Annotated in this window: 22 protein-coding genes; 7 read left to right on the top strand and 15 right to left on the bottom strand. The window is 71.1% G+C overall.

What is annotated here, in order from left to right; all coding sequences use genetic code 11:
• Positions 1-4: 4 nt before the first annotated feature.
• Positions 5-1603 carry a gamma-glutamyltransferase family protein gene (locus AC3IF1_RS22810; RefSeq protein WP_489219463.1) on the bottom strand — a complete coding sequence of 533 codons (1599 nt, stop codon included), beginning with the start codon at positions 1601-1603 and terminating at the stop codon, positions 5-7.
• 170 nt (positions 1604-1773) lie between these two features.
• Here AC3IF1_RS22810 and AC3IF1_RS22805 point away from each other — a divergent pair, with 170 nt between their 5' ends.
• Complete coding sequence (locus AC3IF1_RS22805; RefSeq protein WP_489219462.1) at positions 1774-3309, top strand: cation:proton antiporter; 1536 nt, start codon at positions 1774-1776, stop codon at positions 3307-3309.
• Between the two features lie 407 nt (positions 3310-3716).
• On the opposite strand, the gene gshB is transcribed toward AC3IF1_RS22805, so the two are convergent.
• Both gshB and AC3IF1_RS22795 read right to left on the bottom strand, forming a co-directional pair.
• The gene (gene gshB, locus AC3IF1_RS22800; RefSeq protein WP_489219461.1) at positions 3717-4673 is read right to left on the bottom strand and encodes a glutathione synthase; all 957 of its coding nucleotides are present in this window, start codon (positions 4671-4673) and stop codon (positions 3717-3719) included.
• 46 nt (positions 4674-4719) lie between these two features.
• The gene (locus AC3IF1_RS22795) at positions 4720-5007 is read right to left on the bottom strand and encodes a hypothetical protein (protein ID WP_243968011.1); all 288 of its coding nucleotides are present in this window, start codon (positions 5005-5007) and stop codon (positions 4720-4722) included.
• Between the two features lie 442 nt (positions 5008-5449).
• Between AC3IF1_RS22795 and AC3IF1_RS22790 the strand changes: the two genes are divergently transcribed.
• From AC3IF1_RS22790 to AC3IF1_RS22780, 3 genes are all read left to right on the top strand, one after another.
• Complete coding sequence (locus tag AC3IF1_RS22790; RefSeq protein WP_243968010.1) at positions 5450-5659, top strand: hypothetical protein; 210 nt, start codon at positions 5450-5452, stop codon at positions 5657-5659.
• 103 nt (positions 5660-5762) lie between these two features.
• Complete coding sequence (locus AC3IF1_RS22785; RefSeq protein ID WP_489220447.1) at positions 5763-6527, top strand: hypothetical protein; 765 nt, start codon at positions 5763-5765, stop codon at positions 6525-6527.
• 1074 nt (positions 6528-7601) lie between these two features.
• A complete protein-coding gene (locus AC3IF1_RS22780) occupies positions 7602-8561 on the top strand; it encodes a helix-turn-helix domain-containing protein (RefSeq protein ID WP_489219460.1) in 960 nt (319 codons plus the stop codon).
• Between the two features lie 232 nt (positions 8562-8793).
• Here AC3IF1_RS22780 and AC3IF1_RS22775 read toward each other — a convergent pair whose 3' ends face one another.
• Genes AC3IF1_RS22775 through AC3IF1_RS22765 form a run of 3 tightly spaced genes read right to left on the bottom strand, consistent with a single transcriptional unit; the run spans position 8794 to position 12393 of the window.
• Positions 8794-9420: a DUF1254 domain-containing protein gene (locus AC3IF1_RS22775; protein ID WP_243968006.1), complete on the bottom strand. Its 627-nt coding sequence runs from the start codon at positions 9418-9420 to the stop codon at positions 8794-8796.
• Entirely contained in the window at positions 9408-10091 is a 684-nt protein-coding gene (locus tag AC3IF1_RS22770; RefSeq protein WP_489219459.1) for a DUF1214 domain-containing protein, read from the bottom strand. Before AC3IF1_RS22770 ends, AC3IF1_RS22775 begins: the two co-directional genes overlap by 13 nt.
• Before the next feature lie 4 nt (positions 10092-10095).
• Entirely contained in the window at positions 10096-12393 is a 2298-nt protein-coding gene (locus AC3IF1_RS22765; protein ID WP_489219458.1) for a transglycosylase domain-containing protein, read from the bottom strand.
• Positions 12394-12641: 248 nt separating this feature from the next.
• Here AC3IF1_RS22765 and AC3IF1_RS22760 point away from each other — a divergent pair, with 248 nt between their 5' ends.
• Entirely contained in the window at positions 12642-13133 is a 492-nt protein-coding gene (locus AC3IF1_RS22760; protein WP_243968055.1) for a YcgN family cysteine cluster protein, read from the top strand.
• A 13-nt stretch (positions 13134-13146) separates the two neighbouring features.
• Here the strand turns inward: AC3IF1_RS22760 and AC3IF1_RS22755 are convergent, their stop codons facing one another.
• From AC3IF1_RS22755 to AC3IF1_RS22730, 6 genes are all read right to left on the bottom strand, one after another.
• Positions 13147-13824: an NrsF family protein gene (locus AC3IF1_RS22755; RefSeq protein ID WP_489219457.1), complete on the bottom strand. Its 678-nt coding sequence runs from the start codon at positions 13822-13824 to the stop codon at positions 13147-13149.
• Positions 13824-14381 (bottom strand): sigma-70 family RNA polymerase sigma factor, encoded by a 558-nt coding sequence (locus tag AC3IF1_RS22750; RefSeq protein ID WP_489220446.1) that lies wholly within the window; start codon positions 14379-14381, stop codon positions 13824-13826. The genes AC3IF1_RS22755 and AC3IF1_RS22750 overlap by 1 nt, the downstream gene beginning before the upstream one ends.
• 110 nt (positions 14382-14491) lie before the next feature.
• Positions 14492-15211: a DUF1223 domain-containing protein gene (locus tag AC3IF1_RS22745; RefSeq protein WP_489219456.1), complete on the bottom strand. Its 720-nt coding sequence runs from the start codon at positions 15209-15211 to the stop codon at positions 14492-14494.
• 68 nt (positions 15212-15279) lie between these two features.
• Positions 15280-16074, bottom strand: a complete 795-nt coding sequence (locus tag AC3IF1_RS22740) for a creatininase family protein (protein ID WP_489219455.1) — start codon at positions 16072-16074, stop codon at positions 15280-15282.
• A gap of 105 nt (positions 16075-16179) precedes the next feature.
• A complete protein-coding gene (locus AC3IF1_RS22735) occupies positions 16180-16713 on the bottom strand; it encodes a protein phosphatase CheZ (RefSeq protein WP_489219454.1) in 534 nt (177 codons plus the stop codon).
• Between the two features lie 111 nt (positions 16714-16824).
• Positions 16825-17208, bottom strand: a complete 384-nt coding sequence (locus tag AC3IF1_RS22730; protein WP_091719055.1) for a response regulator — start codon at positions 17206-17208, stop codon at positions 16825-16827.
• A gap of 300 nt (positions 17209-17508) precedes the next feature.
• Here AC3IF1_RS22730 and AC3IF1_RS22725 point away from each other — a divergent pair, with 300 nt between their 5' ends.
• Positions 17509-18495: a bifunctional riboflavin kinase/FAD synthetase gene (locus AC3IF1_RS22725; RefSeq protein WP_489219453.1), complete on the top strand. Its 987-nt coding sequence runs from the start codon at positions 17509-17511 to the stop codon at positions 18493-18495.
• A 63-nt stretch (positions 18496-18558) separates the two neighbouring features.
• Positions 18559-18777, top strand: a complete 219-nt coding sequence (locus AC3IF1_RS22720) for a DUF2093 domain-containing protein (RefSeq protein ID WP_161393655.1) — start codon at positions 18559-18561, stop codon at positions 18775-18777.
• A 3-nt stretch (positions 18778-18780) separates the two neighbouring features.
• Here the strand turns inward: AC3IF1_RS22720 and lpxK are convergent, their stop codons facing one another.
• From lpxK to AC3IF1_RS22705, 3 genes are read right to left on the bottom strand one after another with little or no spacing between them, the layout of a single operon-like run.
• Complete coding sequence (gene lpxK, locus AC3IF1_RS22715; protein ID WP_489219452.1) at positions 18781-19764, bottom strand: tetraacyldisaccharide 4'-kinase; 984 nt, start codon at positions 19762-19764, stop codon at positions 18781-18783.
• Positions 19764-21095 (bottom strand): 3-deoxy-D-manno-octulosonic acid transferase, encoded by a 1332-nt coding sequence (locus tag AC3IF1_RS22710; RefSeq protein ID WP_489219451.1) that lies wholly within the window; start codon positions 21093-21095, stop codon positions 19764-19766. The genes lpxK and AC3IF1_RS22710 overlap by 1 nt, the downstream gene beginning before the upstream one ends.
• Complete coding sequence (locus AC3IF1_RS22705; RefSeq protein ID WP_243967993.1) at positions 21092-21877, bottom strand: lysophospholipid acyltransferase family protein; 786 nt, start codon at positions 21875-21877, stop codon at positions 21092-21094. Before AC3IF1_RS22705 ends, AC3IF1_RS22710 begins: the two co-directional genes overlap by 4 nt.
• Positions 21878-21928: the final 51 nt, after the last annotated feature.

Raw genomic sequence — 21928 nt, 5'->3', positions numbered from 1 at the left:
CGGCTCAGAGGCCCAGCGCCCCACCGTCCGAACGCGGATCGTGGGTGGCCTCGATCCGCCCGTTCCGCGCGTGGCGGACCAGCATGCCGGCATGGCCCAGGGAGTCGATGTAGGAGCCGCCAAGCTCCTCGATCTCGTGGCCCAGGCGCCCGAGGGCCGCGATGCAGGCCGGGTCGAATCGGTCCTCCACCTTCACGCTGAGCGAGGGCGCTCCCCAGGTCCGGCCGTAGAGCAGGCGCGGGGCGTCGACGGCGTCGGCCACTGACATCCCGTAATCGGCGTAGCGGCTGAAGATCTGCGCCTGGAATTGCGGCTGGCCGTCGCCGCCCATGCTGCCGTAGCTCATCACCCGGCCGTCATCGAAGCAGGCCAGCGCCGGGATCAGGGTGTGGAACGGCCGCCGACCGGGCTCCAGCGGGTTCACCGCCGCCGGGTCGAGGGAGAACGACATGCCCCGGTTCTGCCAGCAGATGCCGGTGGCCGGCAGCACCGTGCCGGAGCCGTATTCCCAGTAGACCGACTGGATGTAGGAGACGGCGAGCCCGTCCTTGTCGATCGCCCCCATCCACACCGTGTCGCCGTGGCCCGGATCGGGAAGGGGCACCCGGGCGGCGCGGCCCATATCGATCTGGGCCGCCTCGCGGGCCAGGCGCTCGGGCGTCAGGAAGGCGGCGGGGTCGTGCCGCAGGCGGCCGAAATCCGTCACCACCCGGTCGCGGATCGCGAAGGCCCGCTTCGTCGCCTCGATCAGCCCGTGGTACTGGGCCGTGCTCTCCGCCTCGGCGATGGTCAGGCGGTCGAAGATCCCGAGGATCAGGAGCGCGGCCAGCCCCTGGGTCGGGGGCGGGAAGTTGTAGAGCGTCGCGTCGCGGCGCCGGATCGAGAGGGGCGCCCGCTCGACGGCCGCGTAGGCTTCGAGGTCCGCCCGGGTCACCGGCGCGCCGAGGCGTTCCAGGTCGGCGCCGATCTCCCGGGCCACGTCACCGCGGTAGAAATCGTTGAGCCCCGCATGGGCGAGCTGCTCCAGGGTCGCGGCGAGGCGCGGCAACGCCCGGGTCTCGCCCGCCGGATAGGGCTTCCCGTCCTTCAGGAAGGTCGGGGCAAAATTCGGGGCGTCGTGGAGCGTGTCGAGTTCCTGGGGCACATAGCGCGCCTCGGAGGGCGAGACCGGGACGCCGTTGCGCGCCTGCCCGATCGCGTCGGCGAGCAGCGTCTCCAGGGGCAGGCGCCCGCCGAGCGCCCGGGCCAGGTCCAGGGCAAGGCGCCAGCCGCCGACCGCCCCGGCCACCGTCACCATCGCGTCGGGGCCGCGGGCGGGGATCGCGTCGTAGTCCTTCTCGCGGTAGCGCTGGATCGTGGCGAGGCGCCCGGCCGGGCCGCAGGCCTCGATGCCGCGCACCCGGCCGCCGCGCTCCCGCACCAGCCAGAACCCGTCGCCGCCGATCCCGTTCATGTGCGGGTAGACCACCGCGATCGAGGCTGCCATCGCCACCATCGCCTCGACGGCGTTGCCGCCCTGGGCGAGAACGGTCTGGCCGGCCTGCGCGGCGAGGTCGTGGGGGGCGGCGACGGCCGCGGAGGTGAAGACGGGGGTCTCGGGCATCGGCGGTCCTGTGGTGTCCCAGGCCAAGGGTTAGGCGAGCGCGCGGGTCCTGCAAAGACCGTCGTGGTGGCCCGCGCCCCGGTCCGGGCGGTCGCCGCAGGCGCAACGCCGCCCCACGCGGCCCGCCGGCGAAATCGGGAACGGTCCCGCGCGTCGCCTCTTTCAGCAGCATGCTGATCTTCGAGTGGGTCGTCGGCGTCCTGTTCGGCGCCGTCCTGTTGGCTGGCCTCGCGCGCCGGCTCGGTGCGCCCTATCCGGCCTTCCTGGCCCTGGGCGGCGTCGGCCTCGCCTTCGTCCCGGGAGTGCCGAATCTGCGCCTCGATCCCGAACTCGCCCTCGCCCTGTTTCTGGCGCCGGTGCTGCTCGATGCCGGGTTCGATGCCTCCATCCGGGACCTGAAGGAGAATTGGCGCGCCGTGTTCGGGCTGGCGGTCGGCGCCGTCGCGGTCACGACCGTCGCGGTCGCGGTGGTGGCGAAGCTGATCGTGCCGGACATGCCGCTCGCCGCCTGCCTCGTGCTCGGCGCCGTGGTCGCCCCGCCCGACGCGGTGGCGGCCTTGGCGGTGCTCAAGCACGCGCCGATGCCGCACCGCCTCGCCACGATTCTGCGCGGCGAGAGCCTGCTCAACGACGCCGCCTCGCTGCTGATCTACCGCCTCGCCGTCGCGGCCGCGATGGCCGGCACCTTCCACCCGATCGAGGTGGCGCCGGCGTTTCTCCTGGGCGTGGTGGCGAGCCTCGCCGTCGGGCCCGTCCTCGGCGTGATCTTCGTCGCCCTCACGCGGCGCATCACCGACCCGGCGAGCGCGATCGTGATGCAGTTCGTCGCCGCCTTCGGGATCTGGCTCGCGGCGGAGCGGCTGGACCTCTCCGGCGTGCTCACCATCGTCACCTTCGCGGTGACGGTTGCCCGTCGCGCGCCCGGCGTGACCGCGCCGCGGGCCCGGGTGATCTCCTACGCGGTGTGGGACACGGCGGTGTTCGTGCTCAACGTCCTGGCCTTCGTGCTGATCGACATCCAGATCGATCCGATCCGGGACCGGCTGACCGGCGCGGATGCGTGGCAGGCCCTGATCCTCGCCGGTGCGACCTTCGCCACCGTAGTGGTGACCCGCCTTGCCTGGGTCCTGCCGACCACCGGGATGCGCGGCCTCGGTCTCCGGCAGGCGGGCGCGCCGGCGCGTCTCGGCCCCGGCCTCGCCCTGTCCTGGGCGGGCATGCGCGGGATCGTCACGGTGGCGGCCGCCCTGGCGCTGCCCGCCGCCTTCCCGCACCGGGACCTCGTGGTGTTCACCGCCTTCTTCACCGTGCTGGGCACCCTGATCGTCCAGGGCCTGACGCTGCGCCCACTCCTGGCGTACCTGAAGTTGGAGGACGACGACCCCGTGGGACGCGAGACGGGGCGCGCCCGGGCCGCAGCCTACAAGGCCGCCCTCGACTCACTCGCCGAAGCCGAGGACGAGCCGGCCACCGACGCCCTGCGCGCCGAATTCCGCGCGGCCCTGGCGGAGGCCGAGGAGCACGAGGAGGGCCGTGCTCCGGAGAGCCTGCCGGCGGATGCCGCGCGGCGCCACGCCGTCGAGGCGGCCCGCGACGCGGTGCTGGCCCTGCGCCGCCGCGGCCGCATCGGCGACGACGCCTATTACCTGCTGGAGGAGGAGTTCGACTGGGCCGAGCTCAGTGCGACGCCGAAGGCGGAGACGTGAGCGCGGCGGACGGATCACAGTGTTTGGACATCTTCATTAAAGAACGGGCGTGAACGGCCCCGCTGCTCTCCCCCCTCTGCGGGCTACCGGATCCACACGTCGGGTTTTGTATCGCTCCGGCTGGACTTTAGACCAAGCTCCAGAGATGACACGCGCCCTCCCTCCCCCTCTGCGGGGGAGGGACATGCGATTGTATCCGACCGCTGCCCTCTAGCGTCGAAGATGTGTGCATCCGGTAGCCCGCCTGGGAGAAGGACGCATCGCGGTCCGCGACAGCACCTGTTTCTCAAACCTGTGTAGCCCGTAGCCGCAAGGGGGAGGAGAGAACGTCTCGGCCAGCGATGTGTGACCATCGCAGCTCCGCGGGGGAGGGGGTGCGCCGAGACGTCTCCGGGAGGGCGCTTCGATCACACGCCCTTGCGCGCCGTGATCCGGGATTCGATCGCGTCCCAGACCGCAACCGAAAGGTCGGGGCCGCCGAGACGCTGGATCGCCCGGATGCCGGTGGGGGAGGTGACGTTGATCTCGGTGAGATGGCCGTCGATCACGTCGATCCCGACCAGGATCAGGCCGCGGCGCGCCAGTTCCGGACCGATCGCGGCGCAGATCTCGCGCTCGCGCTCCGTCAGCTCCGAGGCGGAAGCGGCACCGCCGCGGACCATGTTGGAGCGGATGTCGTTGGCCGCCGGCACCCGGTTGACCGCGCCCATGGGGACGCCGTCGACCAGGATGATGCGCTTGTCGCCCTCTGTCACCCGGTCGAGGTAACGCTGCACCACCCAGGCCTCCCGGAAGGTCGTGGCGAACAGGTCGAACATGGAGCCGAAATTCGGGTCCTTCTCGGTGACCTTGAACACCGCCGCGCCGCCGTGCCCGTGCAGCGGCTTCATCGCCACGGTGCCGTGCTCCAGCCGGAACGCCTCGATCTCCGCCTTGTCGCGGCTGATCAGGGTCGGTGGCATCAATTCGGGGAAGTCGAGGACGAACAGCTTCTCTGGGGCGTTGCGCACCTCGAAGGGATCGTTGACGACCAACGTCTCCGGGTGGATCCGCTCCAGCATGTGGGTGGCCGTGATGTAGGCCATGTCGAAAGGCGGATCCTGGCGCATCAGCACCACATCCGCCTCGGCGAGGTCGATCCGCTCCGGCGGCGCCAGGGTGAAATGCGCGCCCTCGACATCCTGGACGGTCAGCCGCTCGACCCGGGCGGTGACGCGCCGGCCCTGCATCGAGAGCCGGTCCGGCGTGTAGTGCAGGAGGGAATGGCCCCGCCGCTGGGCTTCCAGCAGCAGGGCGAAGGTGGTGTCACCCGCGATCCGGATGTTCTGGATCGGGTCCATCTGAACCGCGACGGTCAGGCTCATCGATAACGCCCCTCGCCGGCCGCGATCGTCTCGATCGGATCCGCGCTCAATCGTCGGACAGCGACTTGCTGCCGGTACGCTTGTCGTAATCCCCGATGGCCGAACGGCACTCGGGCGACAGGCGCTTGCGGTTGCGCGTCATGCACTTCTCCGCGTCCGGGCTGTTCGGGTCGACGCCGGCGCAGAGGCGGAAATAGTCGTTCGCACAGCCGAGCTGTAGACCCTGGTCCTCGCGTTGGGCGTGGGCCGGGCCGGCGGCGAGCGCGAGCAGCGCCAACGCGGCCAGCCCGCGGCGGCGGACAGCGCGCAGGGATCGTTCCGGAACCAGTCGCATTCAGCGGTGTCCTCAAATTTCGTTCGGGCGGAGGACCGACGCGGCGATCCCCTCCACAGGCCTCCGGCATATCGGTCGCGCCGGGCGGTAGGCAAGCGTCGGAGGTTCATGGGGGTTCCGCGCGCCGACGTCGCGGCCACGCTTCGCCGGAGTGTTGCCGCCGGGCCGCATCGCCCGAGCGTCGCTCCGGACGAGGGCATCCTCACAAGAAACGGCCCCGCCCGGGATCGGGCAGGGCCTCAAGTCAAAGGGAGGAAACGCCCGCCATGGGCAAATCCGTCTTCGCAATTCGCGCGCCAACCCGTCCGAAGGGTCGAATCCCGGTGCATTCGCCGGAAAGAGTCCGTTAACCACCCCGTGTTGGATTGCCCTCGTAGCCCTTGCCGACGCCCTCCGCAGGGCCCGGGCCGGACGCTCGGACCGCCGACAGGAGCCGGAGACCATGAGCCTTTTCAAGCCGCAGGAGACCGACGACAGCCCGTGCGTCGCCATGACGGGCCGGACGCGCGAGGCCGCCCCGGCCGCGGACACGATCGTGATTCCCTTCCCCGGCCCGGAGGCGCGGAAAGCCTTCCGGATCCCGCGCTCGGACGAGCGGCGCGGCGAAATCCTGCTGTTCCTCGGCGTGCGCTACGAGCGCCTCGCCTCCTGACGGCATCCCGGCGATGCCCGAGCGGCGACGCGCCGTGTCCGCCAACGCCCCAAGGCCGGTCCGTCAGGGCCGCGTCCGCCGCGCATTCGCAGCGGCCCGGCTTGTGCCCGCCGGCGTGACGCTGGCGCTCCTGGCCGCCTGCACGCAGGGCGGCGATTTCGGCCGGCCGCGGACGGGGGTCTGGAACGGGCTCATCGACACGACTGGCAGCTTCAGCACCCATGACCGCGGTCGGCTCCTGCTGGATTCCGGGCTCACCGACGACGAGCAGGCTTTGCGCGACCGCGCTTGGCGGTTCGTGCAGCCGGCAAGTTCCTTCTCGGCTTTCCAGGACCTGCTGCTCGGCCTCGCCAGCGCCCACGCGATGCCGCCGGCCTGGCGCTTCGAGGAAGTCGGCGCCTATTACGACGCGCTGACCGCCGAGCCGTCGCGCTCACCGGTGTCCCGCTACCGCCAGCTCGGCGACGATGCCACGGCGGATGCCCGCCTGATCCCGCTGTTCACGGCGCTGGCCGCCCGGGTGATCGACGCGGACGCCGCGCGCCTGCGCAGCCTGCCCTTCGCCAAGACCCTCGAGGCCGCAGACGTGCGGGACGCCGCCCAGCGCGTCGCCGAGAACCGCTGCCTGATCGCCTGGGTGCGGCTCGAGGCCGGCCTGCGGCTCGCCCGCTACCGCTTCGCTCTGGAGCACCTGTTCGCCGCGGCGCCGGCCCCGGACTCGGTCTCGGCGGAACGGTCCATCCTGATGCTGGCCGCGCGCCGGAACCTCCTCGATCCGCTCCTCCCGGCCGACGCGGCCGCGCGCTGCGGGCTCGGACCGGTGCCGTTGCCGGTCGCACAGGCGGGGCCGCTGGTGGTGAAGGACTGAGCGGCTGCGGGCGGCGTTGCCGGTGTGGCCGCGAAACGAAGGTCAAGCGTCTCGCGTCTCTGGACGCCGTCACCGGCAGGCCTGCCGCTTCGGCTGGATTTCAGCGGGTCGACGCCCGAGCGAAACGGCAGCGCGGCGGACGTTGCCGTTCCGCCCGCTCGCGACCCTCAGCGGCATCCGTGAGCGTGCGCATGCTGGCCACCCGATGAAACGGAGACTTACGACCGGAACGGCTTGTTTCACGGACGGATGATCTATCGGACTTTGAGGACGAAAGCGCGGATCACGGCCGCCATCGACCAGGATCCCGCGCTTAAGAAAGGTGAAAAACGACAGGCGGGAGATACAGGCGATCGAGTCCGAATGCTCCGAGCGTCTCGTTGGCGCTAACAGACGTTGAATAAATCGCGCCCGGACGAGACTGATTGTTGATATGCCGATTATAAACTTACATCAATTCACTTAAGCAACTAGGCGACGGCATCGAAATGATTAGAGGATACAAGCAAGACACTATCGCATGTAATATCGAATACGAACAACCGGTTACCAGGCTGAACCGGCATCGATGCCATAAGCTTTGCCATTCTGATTTCATGGCGCGGCGGATTGCTTTTGACGCCTTTCCGAATCGCCGTCGTTCATGCCCCTCTATTGCAATACAGTCTGCTTCAAAGAAAGCACTCTCATTTTCGGCTATCGGCTGCCGAGTTCAATGAAGTCCGATTGGCGCGGTGCGGACGAACTGACGTCGGGTCGAGTTGTCGTGTCTGAACCGAGAGGTCTTGAGATCTTATGCTCGGGGTGTATACGCTCATCTGCCGGGGGCGGATTGCTCTCAACACTTCGCGATGGACACTCTTCAGGTAGTGATCGACCGCCCCAGACCAAACCTGAACGAGCTAATCGGTACCTGGCATATCTCACAATGTTGTAAGCCCGAATACGTCACCTGTGCTTTCACTCGAGAAATCTGAACTGAAAAATTTTGCAAGCAAGATTTCTGGACGCACACTTGCTGACACCGTGTCATTCGCCGGCTGGCGATATGTCTTCGAATAAAAATATCTACCTATGAAAACAGTGTTTTCTACCGAGGGGCTTCATCCCCGGAACGCCTTCAAAGCCTGGAAAGACAAGATTTCCGAGCTTGGCGCGACGGTGGAGCAGCAGCGCCTCGACGACAGCGTGTTCGAAGCCAAAATGGCGGTCGCCCGCGTCGGATCCATCGCGATGAACCGCAGCACGATGGGCGCCGTGCGAAACGAGGCGACGACATGCCTGATTCCGCGTCACGGCGACGACGGACTTGTCATGGCGACCTTCACGTATGCCGGCCGGGCGACATCTTGCCAGGACGATCGGAGTTCGGTGCAACGGAAGGGTGACCTGGTGGTGATCGACCACCGGCCAACGGTGCTGACCACGAGCAGAGGCTCAGACTGCCTCGTTCTTCAGATACCACGCACGCGCCTGGAGAGCGTCCTCGGTCCGACCCGGCTCTACACTTCGTTGACCGTGGGGTCTGAGTTCGCCTCCACGAGCCTAGCCTTGACCTTTCTGAACGAGTTGATCCAGGTGGGGCATCAAATGACGCCTGACGCGGCCGACCGCATGGCGTCGATCGGCGTGGACCTGATCGTCGCCAGCATCGCCGAGCGGATAGCGCGGGAGGTGCCCCAGCCACTCTACGGCACTGTCGTTGTCCAGCGGGCCAAGGCCTATATCGAAGCGCACTTGAGCGATCCGACCCTCGACCCACCGCAGCTGGCCGCTGCGGTCGGTGTGTCGCTGCGTCGGCTGCAGCAATTGTTCCACGAGCGCGGGCAACACATCTCCGACTGGATCTGGAAGCGCCGGCTGGAGGTCGCGGCCGCGCGCTTGGCGGACCCGGGCTGCGCTCATCTGCCGATCGGAATGCTGGCCTACGGAAGCGGTTTCACCACCCAGGCCCATTTCTCCCGCCGCTTCAAGGACCAGTTCGGTGTGTCGCCCAGCGACTTCCGGCTTGCGAAACGTTTGGACGGCTCGTAGATCGCCGCGCCGCCCGGCACGCGAGCATCGTCCCGACAGGTGGCCTCCGGCTTTCGAAGAAAAACGATGCGGAAGCAAGGACCTCCGGCATCGTGCCGGTTCCGGTATCCGACAGGATGCGGCAGGTCAGTTTCCGCCGCGCCCGCCCCAAGGTCCGGTTCGAGGACGCTCTGACGGCCAACGATAGGCCCGACACGGGGCGACCACAGCCGATCAACAGGCCGCGGTCCCGCTACCGCCCCGCACCCTTGCCGGACGAATCCTTCCCCGCCGGCTCGTCCGTCGGCGTGTCGGTGGTACACGACACGCCCTGCACCGCGGCGTTCGCGGCGGGCCGCTGGCTCGGCAGGCCGGCGATCACCCGCACCACCACGAAGCCGCGCGTGTCCGGGGCGACGATGCGCACGTCGCGGCTCGGATCGTTCTCGTCGTCGTCGGCCAAGGCCTCGTCGTACTGGGCGCGGGTGAGGATCACGAGGTCCAGGGCACCGCGGACCGCCGCCTGGTCGGTCACCGCGTAGAAGGCGCCGCGGCGGGCATGGGCGGCGAGCGACAGGGACAGCGACCCGGTCCGCGCCGAGACGCGCATCGGCCCATCGGACAGGTCGTAGGCGCAGACGCCCACCGCTACGGCGGGATCCGGGATCGGCAGCCACGCCTCGGGCGGGGAGGGGTCGTCGCCGGTGGCCACCGTGTAGATCGACTGGGGGTGATCCAGGCTCTCGCTGGTCCCGGCGCGCGAGATGGCATCCTTCTCCGACAGGACCGGGATCGCCAGGATCGCCGCGATGTGGACGATCCCGGCCAGCACGAGGCCGAGCAGCGTGGCGTAGACGACGCGCAGGCTCACGACGCGCATCCCAGGCGGGTGATGGCCGGCACCGCGTTCCGGTCGAGGGATCCGACGCTGGCGGCCGCCGGCGTGTCGTAGAGGCGCAGGGCCAGCCGGACCGGACCGCGCGCCCGGGGGCTCGGGAGCCAGTTGCCGGGCTGGACGTCCGGCGCCAGCACCACTGCGAACCGCCCGTCGGCCGTGCGCAGCACCTCCGTGGAGGTGAAGCCCTCGCGCAGGGCCGGGCGGCCGGGCTCGCGCGAGCCGCGGCCGGCGACCGTGATGGTCCAGGCCCGGGCGGGGGGCGTTCCGCCGCCGATCCGATAGGTGCAGGTGGCGTCGAGCGCCTGGCCGGCATCGTCCACCGACGCGGTCATGAGGAGCCCTTCGCCCACCGCCAGGGGGATCTCGCCCCGACGGGCATTGACCGCGCGGGTATAGGGATCGGCGGAGGCGGCGCCGGCCCGCGGCCACGCCGTCCAGGCGCCGACCTGGACCCCGCCGAAGGGATAGCCGCCGCGCGTCGCCCAGTCGGCGCTGGCGAGCCCGAGCACGCCGCCGAGCCCCAGGGCATAGACGGCGAGCCCGGCCACCGAACTCTTGCGCCACAGGGTCCGGACGAACCGGATCGCACCGCCCTGCGGCGCCCCGTCGGACGCAGCGGCGCGGCTGACCGGCGCAGAAATCGCGCGCCTCATGCCGTCACCGGACCTCGACGAAGCCGGCGGGCGCGCGGACGCCCTCGGCCACGGCCCGGGGCCGGGCCGACGGTGTGCCCGAGGCGCGGTCGTCGGGCTTGCGGCCGCCCTTCGGCGCGTCGCCGGCCCCGGATCGCGGCGCCGGTTCCGCGGCCGGGACGCGCTCCACCGTGCGGAACAGCCCGCTCAGGCCGTTGATCACCTCGAAGGAGCGACGCGACAGCTTGCCGTAGGCGCTGGCATTGGGGTCGATCGGGGCGGTCGGCCCGCCGGAGGCCTGCTGCTGGGCGGCCCGGGGGCTCTCCTTCAGCCCGGGCAGGGGCTTGATCTCGATGCCCTGGTGGGCGGGCTCCATTACGTCGTGCCAGGTCTGGGCCGGGAGCGAGCCGCCGGTCAGCTTGTTGGTCGAGGTGTGGTCGTCGTTGCCGAACCAGACCGCGCCGACGTAATTGCCCGTGTAGCCGACGAACCACGCGTCCCGGTAGGCGTTCGTGGTGCCGGACTTGCCGGCGACCTTCATGCCCTCGAGCTGCGCCCGCTTGCCGGTGCCCTCCTCGACCACCTTGTTGAGCATGAAGTTCATGTCGGCCACCACTTGGGGCGACAGCACCCGCTCGGGCGCCTCGTCGGCGTGGCGGTAGATCACCTCGCCCGAGGAGTTCTTCACCTCCATGGCCGCGTAGGGCTTGGCCTTGAAGCCACCGTTGGCGAACACGGCGTAGCCGGCCGCCTGGTCGATCACCGTGACCTCGTCCGAGCCGATCGGCATCGAGACCGTGTCGATCAGGTTCGTGGTGATGCCCATGCGATGGGCGGTCTCGATGATCTTGGCGCGGCCGGCCTTGGCGGCGCGGGCCTCGTGGGTGATCCCCATGCCCTTGCCCAGCGCGATCGAGATCTTGATCGGGATCGTGTTGATCGACTTCGCCACGGCGAGCCACATCGGCACCCGGCCGGAATAGGAGCGGCCGTAATTCTGCGGGCACCAGTTGCCGATGCAGACCGGGCTGTCGACCACGACGGTATCGGGCTTGAACAGGCCCGAGGCCAGGGCGGCGGAGTAGACGTAGGGCTTGAACGAGGAGCCCGGCTGGCGGAGCGCATCGGTGGCGCGGTTGAACTGGCTCTCGCCGTAATCCGCGCCGCCCACCATGGCGCGCAGCGCCCCGTCCGGATCGAGGATCACCATGGCGGCCTCGTCGACGTCCAGGGCGTCGCCGGACTTGCGCAGCGTGTCGGCCACGACCTCGTCGGCCCGCTTCTGGATGGCGAGGTCCAGCGGCGTCTTGACCGTGAGGACGCGGTCGCTGCGCAGCTTGCCGGCATCGGCCATGGCCTTGATCTCGCCGAAGGCCCAGTCGAGGTAATAGTCGGCGGTGATGTCGCGGGTGCGGGTGACCGGCGTCGCCGGGTTGCGGAGCGCCGTCTGGATCTGGCCCTCCGTGACGAAGCCGGCCTCCACCATGTTGTGCAGCACGTCGGCCGCGCGGGCGCGGGCGGCGGGCAGGTTGACGTGCGGGGCGTATTTGGTCGGCGCCTTGAACAGGCCCGCCAGCATGGCGGCCTCCGCGAGGCTGATGTCCTTGAGCGGCTTGCCGAAATAGTAATCCGCCGCCGCCACCGCGCCGAAGGTGCCGCCGCCCATATAGGCCCGGTCGAGGTAGAGCTTCAGGATCTCGTTCTTGGTGAGGTGGCTCTCCAGCCAGAGGGCCAGGAACGCCTCGTTGATCTTGCGCTCCAGCGACCGCTCGTTGGTCAGGAAGAGATTCTTGGCGAGCTGCTGGGTGATCGAGGAGCCGCCCTGCGTGCCGTTGCCGCCCTTCGAATTGTTGACCAGCGCGCGCAGGGTGCCGATCGGGTCGATGCCCCAATGCTCGTAGAAGCGCCGGTCCTCCGTGGAGACCAGCGCCTTGATCATGATGTCGGGAAACTCGTCGAGCTTGAGCGAGTCGTCGTGCTTGATGCCGCGCCGGCCGACCTCGGTGCCGTAGCGGTCGAGGAAGGTGACGGCGAGGTCCTGCTGCTTCAGCCAGTTCTCGCTGGTCAGCTGGAAGGCGGGCTGCGCGAAGGCCAGCAGCAGCACCGCGCCGCCGGTCCCGATGGTGACGCCCTCGCTGGTCAGATCGAGGAGGACGCGCTTCCAGCCGCGCACGGCGAAGCGGCCCGTGAAGCGCCGGAAGCGCTCGTAGGCCTCGCCGGTGGACTGGCCGCCATCGTACAGGCTGGCATTGACCCAGGCATCGAACGCGAGGGCGGCGCGTTCGAGGCGGACCTTGATCTCGGTGAGCGTCGGCAGGCGCACGATGTCGGACCCGGCTTGTCGAGAGCCTTCGCGGCGGATGGTCGAGCGTCCGCGCCGCAGGCGTGGATCCCGCGGCCGGGGCACCGCACGGCATCGACCTCCATAGCAGGATCCGCAACCGCGGGCGAGGCTCTGTGCAGGCTTGCGAATCGCCGCGGCGGGCACGCGGGGCGATCCGGCCGGCCCCGCTTGCCCCGCTGGTCCGGCTCGGGCAGAGAGACGCGCCTCCCGATCGAGAGACGATGACCATGCCGAAGCCCGAGGCGGCGCGCCGCGGGGCAGCCGAGCCGTTCTGGCGGACCAAGACGCTCGAAGCCATGACCCCGTCCGAGTGGGAGAGCCTGTGCGACGGCTGCGGCCGGTGCTGCCTCCTGAAGCTCGAGGACGACGATACCGGCGAGGTTCACCACACCGATATCGGCTGCACGTTGCTCGACGGCCTCACCTGCCGGTGCCGGGATTATCTCCATCGCCAGAAGCGGGTGCCCGACTGCGTCCGGTTGACGCCGGAGGCGGTGCGGACGATCCCCTGGCTGCCCCCGACCTGCGCCTACCGGCTCGTGCGGGACGGCGAACCGCTCTATCCCTGGCATCCCCTGGTCTCGGGCCGGGCGTCGAGCGTGCACGAGGCCGGGATCTCGATCCGCGGCCGCCTCGCCGGCCACGAGGAGGAGTTCACCGAGGACGAGTTGCCGGATCGGATCGTCGACTGGCCGGCGGCCGATCCGACGGCCGACTGACGCCTATCGCTGCTCAGTCGAGGCCGGCACCGCGGCCGAGCAGCCGCCCGCCGGCGAGCCCGTTCAGGGCGATGACGATGGCAACCGCGGCGGCGTGGATCAGGAGATCCGTCGCAGTGGCATCGTGCGGGTGCACCGGCATCAGCAGCGCCGCCGCCGCGGCCGCCACCGCGAGCCCCCCGAGCGCCGCCGTCAGGTTCGGCCGCAGCGGGCAGGCGCGGCGCAGCATCACCACGATCAGCACCGACAGCGGCACCGAGACGCAGATCAGGAAGCTGAAACAGCCCGCGACCGTATGGGCGCCCGGAATGTCGGCCCCTGGGGCGATCCAGTCGCGGAGGCACCCCATCCCGCTGGCACCGATCCAGAGAGCCAACGGCGGCAGCGGCAGCAGCGCCCATCGTCCGGAGCGGCCCGGCACGCTCGTCGCGAAGGCCGCGTAGGCGGCGGTGACCGCCGTGGCGACGGCGCCGAGGGCCGCCAGGGCGAGATCCGGCACGTGCATGCGCAGCATGAAGCTCGCCGTGTCGACCTCCGCGGCTAGGAGCAGCCCGACCAGCAGGGCCGCGGCGAGCCACAGTGTCGCACGGATCGCCGGCGCGGGCAGGGGCCGGACCGGTTCCAGGCGGCCGGCGAGCGCTTCGACGAGCCGTTCGTGACGGGAGGGGTCGTAGCCGGCGCGATCGGCCATCACTCCGTCTCCCGCGTCAGGCTGATCCGGAGCGCCTTCAGCGCCCGATGCAGATTCACCTTCAGCGCCCCCTTGGTGCGGCCGGTCAGCGCCGCGGCCTCGTCGAGCGACAGTTCGCGCAGACCGAGATGTTCCACCGCCTGCCGCTGCCCCTCGGGCAGGGCCGCCACCGCGCGGGCCAGGGCGGCGGCGCGGTCCCGCGCCTCCAACCCCTGTCCCGGAGGCGGGCCTGGATCGACCTCCGCCTCGTAGGACAGGGGGTCGCTGACCTCCCGCGGCCGCCGGCCGGCCCGGCGCAGCCGGTCGATCGCGCGGCGCTGGGTGATGGCCCGCAGCCAGGGCATGAACGGGCGGCCGGGATCGTAGCTCGCCCGCGCCCGGTGGACGGTCATCAGCGCATCCTGCACGACATCGTCCACCGCCTCGCCGCGCACGCCCTGCGCCCGGGCGATCGCCGACACCACGGGCAGGCAGGCTTTCAGCAGCGCGCGATAGGCGGCGGTATCGCCGCCCTGTGCCGCGGCCATCAGCGCCGAGAGTTCGTCTTCGAGCACCATCCGGGCTCCGCCGCCGTTCCGTTCTCCGGCTCGCGCCGCATCTTGCGCCTGCTCGGTGCCCAACGCCAGCGACCAGCCGCGCGGAGCGGGTCCGGCCGGCAGGGTGAGGATCACCGCAGGGCCTCCCGCTCGGCCCCGGTGCCGGGGGTGCCGAGGCGCGCCGCGCCGAGGATACGGCCGTCCTCCGCCTGCAGAAGCACGGCGGCATTCTCGCCCTCGGGACGCGCCGCCGGGAAGGTCGCGGCGCCCCCCGACCAGCGGCCGAGATCGTGCAGCGAGCGGACGACGTTGGCCTGCGCGATGGTCTGCCCGGCATTCTCGCCGCGGAGCACCCGGGTGGTGTGGCTCGGATCGAACCCGATCAGCAGGACATGCGCCGTGCCGCTCCCGGGGCCGACCCGCGCGACGATCCGGTCGCCGTCCCGGGCCAGCGCCACCGGGATGCCGGGCCCGGCCCCGCGGGCCCGGGCGATCGCGCCGCGCAGCGCCGCCTCATCGGATCCGACGAGGCCCACCTGCCCGTCAATCACGGCCTGCGGGGTGTAGCTGGAGCCGCCGAAGCGGGCGGCGTAGGCGTCCTGGCGCGCGGTCGCGGCCGGCAGGGCGTAGGGGTCGCGCCAGTTCAGATGGTTCCAGTAGGTGACGTGGAACGCGAGCGGCAGAACGTCGGCACGCTCCTGGACGAGCCGGCCGATCAGCGCCTCCGCGGGCGGGCAGGACGAGCAACTCTGCGAGGTGAAGAGCTCGACGATCACGGGCCGCTCCGCCGCCGCGGCCGGGCGGAGGGCGACGCACAGCAGGGCGACGGCGAGCGAGGCGAAAGGGCGCATGGCCTGAACTCCCATACGCCGACGGGTCGAGCCGGCGCATCGGTCCTTTCGGCCCGCGGCGGCGGCGGTTACGCGGACCCGGGCCCGTCGAGCTCGAACGCGTCCACGTCGCGCAGCAGCGCCACGAAGACCTGCGCCCCGTGGGCCAGGGCCGCGCGCCCAGCCTCGGCGGTTCCGAGCCGCGCGTCGCCCATCGCGCCGGAGGGATGGAGATCGCCGGCCTTCCAGGCGAAGGCGGCGGGGCGGCCGGCGCGCAGGTGGGTGAAGTCGCGGACCATCGCCAGCGACCGCGGCGGAAAATCGGCGATCCGGTCGGCCCGCACGAGATCCGGCCGCAGGGCCAGCATCAGCGCGGTCTCGACGCCGCCGGCATGGATGCCGTGGGCGATCTCCCCCTCCGGAAACAGGCCTTCCGGATAGCCGAACCGCGCCCAGGCGGTCGTCACCGCCACCATGCCGCAGCGCGCCCGCAATTCGGCCGCCACGAGGTCGATGATGGCGCTGTTGCCACCGTGGCTCGTGACGATCACGAGCTTGCGACAGCCGGCCCGGTGGAGCGCAACGCCGATCCCTGTCCAGGCGGCCAGCGCCGTCCCGGTGTCGAGGGAGAGCGTTCCCGGGAAGCCATCGTGCTCGTCGGACTTGCCCACGGCCTGCACCGGCAGGAGTAGCACGTCGAGATCTGCGGGAACGAGGTCGCGAACGGCGGCGAGGTAGCCCTCCGCGATGACAGTGTCGGTTGCGAGCGGCAGGTGCGGCCCGTGCTGCTCGATGGCGGCCACGGGCAGCACCGCGACCGCGCGCCGCATATCCCGGCGCGCCAGTTCCTCGGTGGTGAAGTCGGACCAGAACCGCGCCGCCATGCCTGTCGGGACCTCCTCCCCGCCGCCGGGGGGCGGCAGGTCACCGGAGAGGCTCTACCCGGCCCGGGGCCGCCGAGTCGACGGACATGCGTTCGGCGAGTCGGGTCAGCGGAAGAGCGCGTCGATATCGTCCTGGGACGGCACCTGCTGATCGGCCTGGGGGCCGTGGAGCATCAGGTCCTCCGCCCGGGCGCGGCGGGCACGCTCGGTCGGGTCCATGGAGGCGGTATCGCGCGCCTTCACGGCGCCCACGAACCGGGCGAGCCGCTGCTCGAACAGCCGCAGCGATTCGACCACCTTGGCGATCCGCTGCCCGGTGATGTCCTGGAACGCGCAGGCCTCGAAGATCGTGTTGATGCGTTCCTCGACGGCGTCGCGGTAGCCCGGCCCGTCGGGCAGCCCGAGCATCGCCTCGGCGGCTTCCATGATCGTGTTGGTGGCACCGGCCGTCGCCGCGACGACGCTGCCGAGCTCCTCATGCGCCATGGGGATCCGGTCTTGGCTCATCTCGTTCGCCCGCAGCGCACCGATCTCCTCGCGCAGGTGGGCGATGTAGTCGGCGATCTCGCTCAACTCGGCGATCACGGCCTGCGGCTCCCGGAGCCGCGATTCGGCCGGCCGCGCGACGGCTAACGACATGCTGTTCTCCTCAGAGCGGAAACCGTCCTGCCGGGCCTCGCCGCGCTTGGTTGTCTTCCGAGACATCGACGAGCCGGCCGGACGGGGCGGGGAGCGTGGCATCGGTCCCGATCAGCTGCCGCAGACCGCCTCGATCTTCGACTTCAGCGTCGCGGCGTTGAACGGCTTGACGATGTAGTTGTTCACGCCGGCCTTCTTGGCGGCGATGACGTTCTCGGTCTTCGATTCGGCCGTCACCATGATGAACGGCGTCGTCCGAAGGTTTTCGTCGGCGCGCACATGCCGGAGCAGCTCGTACCCCGTCATCGGCTCCATGTTCCAATCGGAGATCACGAGACCGTACTTGCGGTCCTTGAGACGGGCGAGCGCCTCGGTGCCATCGGAAGCGTCATCGACCTCCTCGAAGCCGAGCTGCTTCAGAAGATTACGAATGATGCGAACCATCGTCTGATAATCGTCAACAACGAGGATCGGCATGCTCAAGTCGAGAGCCATCGAACAACTACTCCGTATTGCCCGGCGGGAAGCCGCGGCGGCTCCCGGAAAGTTTAACGCTTCGCTAAGGCTGCAATTTAGCTGCGCTGCACGGCATTTTAAATAGCGCGTGCGCATTGCGAAGCCGTTAATCGACACCGCCGACGCATGACTCGGCTCGGTGTTGCGTTGCGGCACCCCCTCGCTTGACCCTCCGGGCACCTTTCGGCAGGGTCCCGGCCGCGTCGGGCCCCTCGCGGGCATGGCAGGCGACCTCACCCGACCCCACCCCGACCCTTCCCAGCATCCGACTCCCAAACGATGGCCCCAGGCGACGACACGGCGGCGCGGTCCTTCACCATCTGCCGCCCCGACGCGCCGGTGCCGCCGGCCCTGACGGGGGCCGTGGCGGCGATCGGCAATTTCGACGGCGTCCATCTCGGCCACCGCGTGCTCGTGGAGAGCGTGCGGGCAGCGGCTCGGGAGGCCGGCCGGCCCGCCGTGGTCCTGACCTTCGAACCGCATCCGCGGGCCTATTTCACCCCGGACGCGCCGATGTTCCGCCTCACCGGCCTCGCCGCCAAGGAGATCGTGTTCGCGCGCCTTAGGCTCGACGGCCTGATCGTGCGCCGGTTCGACGGGGCGCTGGCCGCCACCGGCGCGCGCGCCTTCGTGCTCGATTTCCTGGGGAGATCGCTCGGCCTGTCCGGGGTGGTCGTCGGCCACGATTTTCATTTCGGCCGTGGCCGCGAAGGCACGCCCGCGATCCTGGCCGCGCTGTGCCGGGAGGCGGGCATGAGCTGCCACATCGTGGCGCCGGTCGCCCTCGGAAGCGAGGCCGAGCCGGTCTCGTCGAGCGCGATCCGCGCGGCCCTCGCCTCCGGGGACGTCGCCCGCGCCAACAGCCTCCTCGGCTATCGCTGGTTCGTCCTCGGCCCCGTCCGCCACGGCGACAAGCGCGGCCGGCAACTCGGCTTCCCCACCGCCAACGTGATGCTGCCCGATTGCGGCCTGGGCCACGGGATCTACGCGGTGCGGGTGCGCCTGGAATCGGGACGGTTCCGCGACGGCGTCGCCAGCTACGGCCGCCGCCCGACCTTCGACGACGGCGCGCCACTCCTGGAGACCTACCTGTTCGACTTCTCCGGCGATCTCTACGGCCAGGAGATCGCCGTGGAATTCGTCGGGTACATCCGCGGGGAGGAACGGTTCGTGAGCGCCGACGCCCTGGTGGAGCGCATGCATGTCGACGCCGCGGCGGCTCGGGCCGTTCTGGCGGGCGACCAGACCCGGTCCATGCTGGGCTGAGCCCCCGGGGGCATCGCGGCCGGCGCCGATCGTGTAGAAGGCCGCAACGAGCAGGAGGCGGACGTGCTGGGTCGTTACGAGCGGGCGAATAACGGCGAAGCGGTGGTCGAGTATGGCGACGGGACCATGCGGGTGGTCAAGCCCGGCAGCTTCGTGCGCTGCGCCGTGACCGGCGAGCCGATCCCCCTCGACGCCCTGCGCTACTGGAGCGCCCTGCGCCAGGAGGCCTATGCCTCCCCCGAGGCGATCCTGAAGCGCCTCAAGGAGACCGGCCGGCCCTGACCGTCACGGGGCGGGTTCGAGCGCGCGCCGCAGCAGCCGGCGCAGGGTCTCCGGGTCGTCGAGGACGAGGCGCACGCGCAGCACGCGCACCCGGGCCGCGAAGCTCGGGGGCAGGCGCGCGGCGTCCTTCTCGGTGGTGACGAGATCGGCCCCGAGCCGGAGCGCCTCCCCGGCCAGGGCCGTCAGCTCCGCATCCCGATAGGGATGATGATCCGGGAAGGCACGGCGCCCGGCGATCACCGCGCCCGCTTCGGCCAGCGTCGCGAAGAACTTGTCCGGGCGCCCGATCCCCGCGAAGGCGAGGCAGCGCCGCCCCGCCAGCGCCTCCGATTCCCGGACCAAGCGCGCCCGGAGGATTGGCAGGCCCCGGCTCTCCGCCGCCCGGGCGATCCCGTCGCCCGGCGCGCCGTCGCCGATCACGATCAGACCGCCGACATGCGGCCATTGCCGGGCCAGCGGCGCGCGCAGCGGGCCCGCCGGGACGGGCAGCCCGTTGCCGAGGCCGACGGCCGCGTCGATGACGGCCAGGCTGAGATCCTTGGCGAGGGACGGGTTCTGCAGCCCGTCATCCATCACGATGGCATCGGCGCCGAGGTGGCGGCACAGGGCGGCCCCCGCCGGGCGGTGGCGCGACACCACCGTCGGCGCCCGGCGGGCGAGGAGCAACGGCTCGTCGCCGACCTCCGCGGCGGCGTGCCGGTCGGGGTCGACCCGCACCGGACCGGCCGTCCGGCCGCCGTAGCCGCGGGACAGGAAAGCCGGGCGACGGCCGAGTTCGGCGAGCAGCGCCGCGACCGCCAGCGCCGCGGGGGTCTTGCCGGCGCCCCCGAGGGTGAAGTTGCCCAGGCACAGGACCGGACACCCCGCCAATACCCCCACCCGATCCATGCGCCGGGCCGTGAGCGCCCCGTAGGCCGCCCCGACCGGGGCCAGGACGCGCGCCCACGGGTGATCCGGCCCCGCCTGCCAGAAGCCCGGGGGCCGCATCAGGCCCGCGCGAGCGGGCGCACGCGGCCGCCGCGGTCGAGGCGCTGCAGCTTCATCTGGGCGACGAACGGATCGAGTACCGCGAGGGTGCGGGCCACCGCCCCCTCGAACGGCCGCAGGGCGTCCTGCCCGGCCCGCGCCATGCCGGCAAGCCGGGCCCGATCCCCGAGGAGTTCACCCACGATCGCCGCGAGCTCGACGCCGTCCTGCACCGCCACGGCCCCCCCGGCACGGTCGAGGGCCTGATAAACCGCCCCGAAATTCTCGATGTGCGGGCCGTGCAGCACCGCCGTATCGAGGCGCACCGGCTCGATCGGGTTCTGGCCGCCCCGCGGGACCAGCGATCCGCCGAGGAACCCCAAGGGCGCGAGCCGGTAGAACAGGCCCAGCTCGCCGATCGTGTCGGCGACGTAGATGTCTACGGAGGGATGGGGCCGCCCCCCGGCCGAGCGCCGGGCGCTGCGCAGGCCCAGCGTGGTCGCGCACGCGACGACCTCCTCCCCCCGGACCGGGTGCCGCGGGGCGATCAGGGTCAGAAGCTGCGGGAACCGCTCCTTCAGGAGCGCGTGCGCGTAGGCGATCATGGCCTCCTCGCCGGAATGGGTGCTCGCCGCGATCCAGATCGGCCGCCCGGCCACCATGGCGCCGAGATAGGCCAGTTGCTGCGGATCGGCCGGCGGCACCGGCGCGTCGAACTTCAGGTTCCCGGCGATGCTCACCCGCGGCGCGCCCAGCTTGGCGAAGCGTTCCCCGTCCTCCTGGGTCTGGGCGAGGCAGATGGCGATCCGCGACAGCAGCGCCTTGGCGGTGCGCGGGCAGCGCTCCCAGCCGCGGAACGAGCGCGCCGACATGCGGCCGTTGACCAGGATCAGCGGGATCTCGCGCTCGTCCAGCGCCAGGATCGTGTTGGGCCAGATCTCCGATTCGGCGATGACCGCGAGGTTCGGCTGCCAATGGTCCAGGAAGCGCCCCATCCAGCGCGGCGCATCGAGGGGCATGTATTGATGGACCGCGCCGACCGGCAGGCGGGCGCCGATCAGCTCGGCGGCCGCCCGCGTGCCCGTGGTCACCAGCACGGAGAAGCCGCGGCCGATCATGCCCTCCACGAGCCCGATCAGCGACAGCGATTCGCCGACGCTCGCGCCGTGCATCCAGGCCAACGGCCCGACCGGGCGGGCCCGGCCGGGCAGGCCGCGCCGCTCGGAGAGGCGCAACGGATCCTCCTTGCCGCGCTGGGCCCGCCACGCCAGCAGCCCGGTCAGCGCCGGCTCGCCGATCCGCAGCCCGGCCCGGTAGACCTGCAGGGGCAGGGTCACGGACGGGCGCCTCACGCGGCGTCTCCCACCGGCGCCGACGCGGCGGCCGGTGACGCCGCGCGGTAGAGCGCCGCCCGGTCGGCGCGTCCGACCATCGCGTAGGCGCGCGCATGGACCCGATCCATCTCGGATTCGACGAAGCGCCGGAGGCTCTCGAAGGCCTCCCCGGCGCTGTCGCGCGGGACATAGATCGGGTCGCCCAGGACGATCGCGCCGCGTCCGAAGGGCAGGCCGAGGCAGGCGCGGTCCCACGATCGGAAGCGCAGATGCCGGCTCGTCACGACGGCGGCCGGGACGATGGGCCGGCCGGAGAGGCGCGCCAGGGTCAGGATCCCGGCATCGCACCGGCGCGAGAGCTTCGGCACGTCCGCGCTGAAGGCCACCGATTCGCCGTCCCTGAGCGCCCGCAGCATGGCCCGGAGCCCCTCGGCCCCGCCCTTGGCGCGAACGTCAGTCGCCCGGCTCCGGCCTCGGGCGCCGGAGGCCCGGATCACGCGCACGCCGAGCCGTTCCAGCGCGATGGTGTTGATGTTGCCGTCCGCATTCCGCGAGATGATCGTGGCGACCCGGTCGCTCGGTCGGCGCATGAACGGCATCATGATGTGCTGGCCGTGCCACATGCCGGCGATGAGCGGCGTGCGCGCGTCCATCCAGGCGTCGACCCGCCCGGTCGGCGTGCCGCCGGCCTGGATCGCGAAGCGGTTGGTCCGCTGCACCAGCCGCAGATAGGACGCCGCGAGGCGACCGAGCGCGCGCTGCACGACGGGGTGACGCAGGAAACGTTTGCCGAGGCTCATGTCATGCCCGGGATGGCCGAACCGCCATCGCCCGATCGGTTCCGGATCGCA

It is taken from the genome of Methylobacterium sp. E-012, from assembly GCF_057836545.1.
This window is presented reverse-complemented; position numbering and strand designations above follow the sequence as displayed.

Bases quoted from the DNA above. Each gene is read 5' to 3' on its own strand.
- AC3IF1_RS22810 (WP_489219463.1), bottom strand. From the start codon at position 1,603: ATGCCCGAGACCCCCGTCTTCACCTCCGCGGCCGTCGCCGCCCCCCAC.
- AC3IF1_RS22805 (WP_489219462.1), top strand. From the start codon at position 1,774: ATGCTGATCTTCGAGTGGGTCGTCGGCGTCCTGTTCGGCGCCGTCCTG.
- gshB (WP_489219461.1), bottom strand. From the start codon at position 4,673: ATGAGCCTGACCGTCGCGGTTCAGATGGACCCGATCCAGAACATCCGG.
- AC3IF1_RS22795 (WP_243968011.1), bottom strand. From the start codon at position 5,007: ATGCGACTGGTTCCGGAACGATCCCTGCGCGCTGTCCGCCGCCGCGGG.
- AC3IF1_RS22790 (WP_243968010.1), top strand. From the start codon at position 5,450: ATGAGCCTTTTCAAGCCGCAGGAGACCGACGACAGCCCGTGCGTCGCC.
- AC3IF1_RS22780 (WP_489219460.1), top strand. From the start codon at position 7,602: ATGAAAACAGTGTTTTCTACCGAGGGGCTTCATCCCCGGAACGCCTTC.
- AC3IF1_RS22775 (WP_243968006.1), bottom strand. From the start codon at position 9,420: ATGCGCGTCGTGAGCCTGCGCGTCGTCTACGCCACGCTGCTCGGCCTC.
- AC3IF1_RS22770 (WP_489219459.1), bottom strand. From the start codon at position 10,091: ATGAGGCGCGCGATTTCTGCGCCGGTCAGCCGCGCCGCTGCGTCCGAC.
- AC3IF1_RS22760 (WP_243968055.1), top strand. From the start codon at position 12,642: ATGCCGAAGCCCGAGGCGGCGCGCCGCGGGGCAGCCGAGCCGTTCTGG.
- AC3IF1_RS22755 (WP_489219457.1), bottom strand. From the start codon at position 13,824: ATGGCCGATCGCGCCGGCTACGACCCCTCCCGTCACGAACGGCTCGTC.
- AC3IF1_RS22750 (WP_489220446.1), bottom strand. From the start codon at position 14,381: ATGGTGCTCGAAGACGAACTCTCGGCGCTGATGGCCGCGGCACAGGGC.
- AC3IF1_RS22745 (WP_489219456.1), bottom strand. From the start codon at position 15,211: ATGCGCCCTTTCGCCTCGCTCGCCGTCGCCCTGCTGTGCGTCGCCCTC.
- AC3IF1_RS22740 (WP_489219455.1), bottom strand. From the start codon at position 16,074: ATGGCGGCGCGGTTCTGGTCCGACTTCACCACCGAGGAACTGGCGCGC.
- AC3IF1_RS22735 (WP_489219454.1), bottom strand. From the start codon at position 16,713: ATGTCGTTAGCCGTCGCGCGGCCGGCCGAATCGCGGCTCCGGGAGCCG.
- AC3IF1_RS22730 (WP_091719055.1), bottom strand. From the start codon at position 17,208: ATGGCTCTCGACTTGAGCATGCCGATCCTCGTTGTTGACGATTATCAG.
- AC3IF1_RS22725 (WP_489219453.1), top strand. From the start codon at position 17,509: ATGGCCCCAGGCGACGACACGGCGGCGCGGTCCTTCACCATCTGCCGC.
- lpxK (WP_489219452.1), bottom strand. From the start codon at position 19,764: ATGCGGCCCCCGGGCTTCTGGCAGGCGGGGCCGGATCACCCGTGGGCG.
- AC3IF1_RS22705 (WP_243967993.1), bottom strand. From the start codon at position 21,877: ATGAGCCTCGGCAAACGTTTCCTGCGTCACCCCGTCGTGCAGCGCGCG.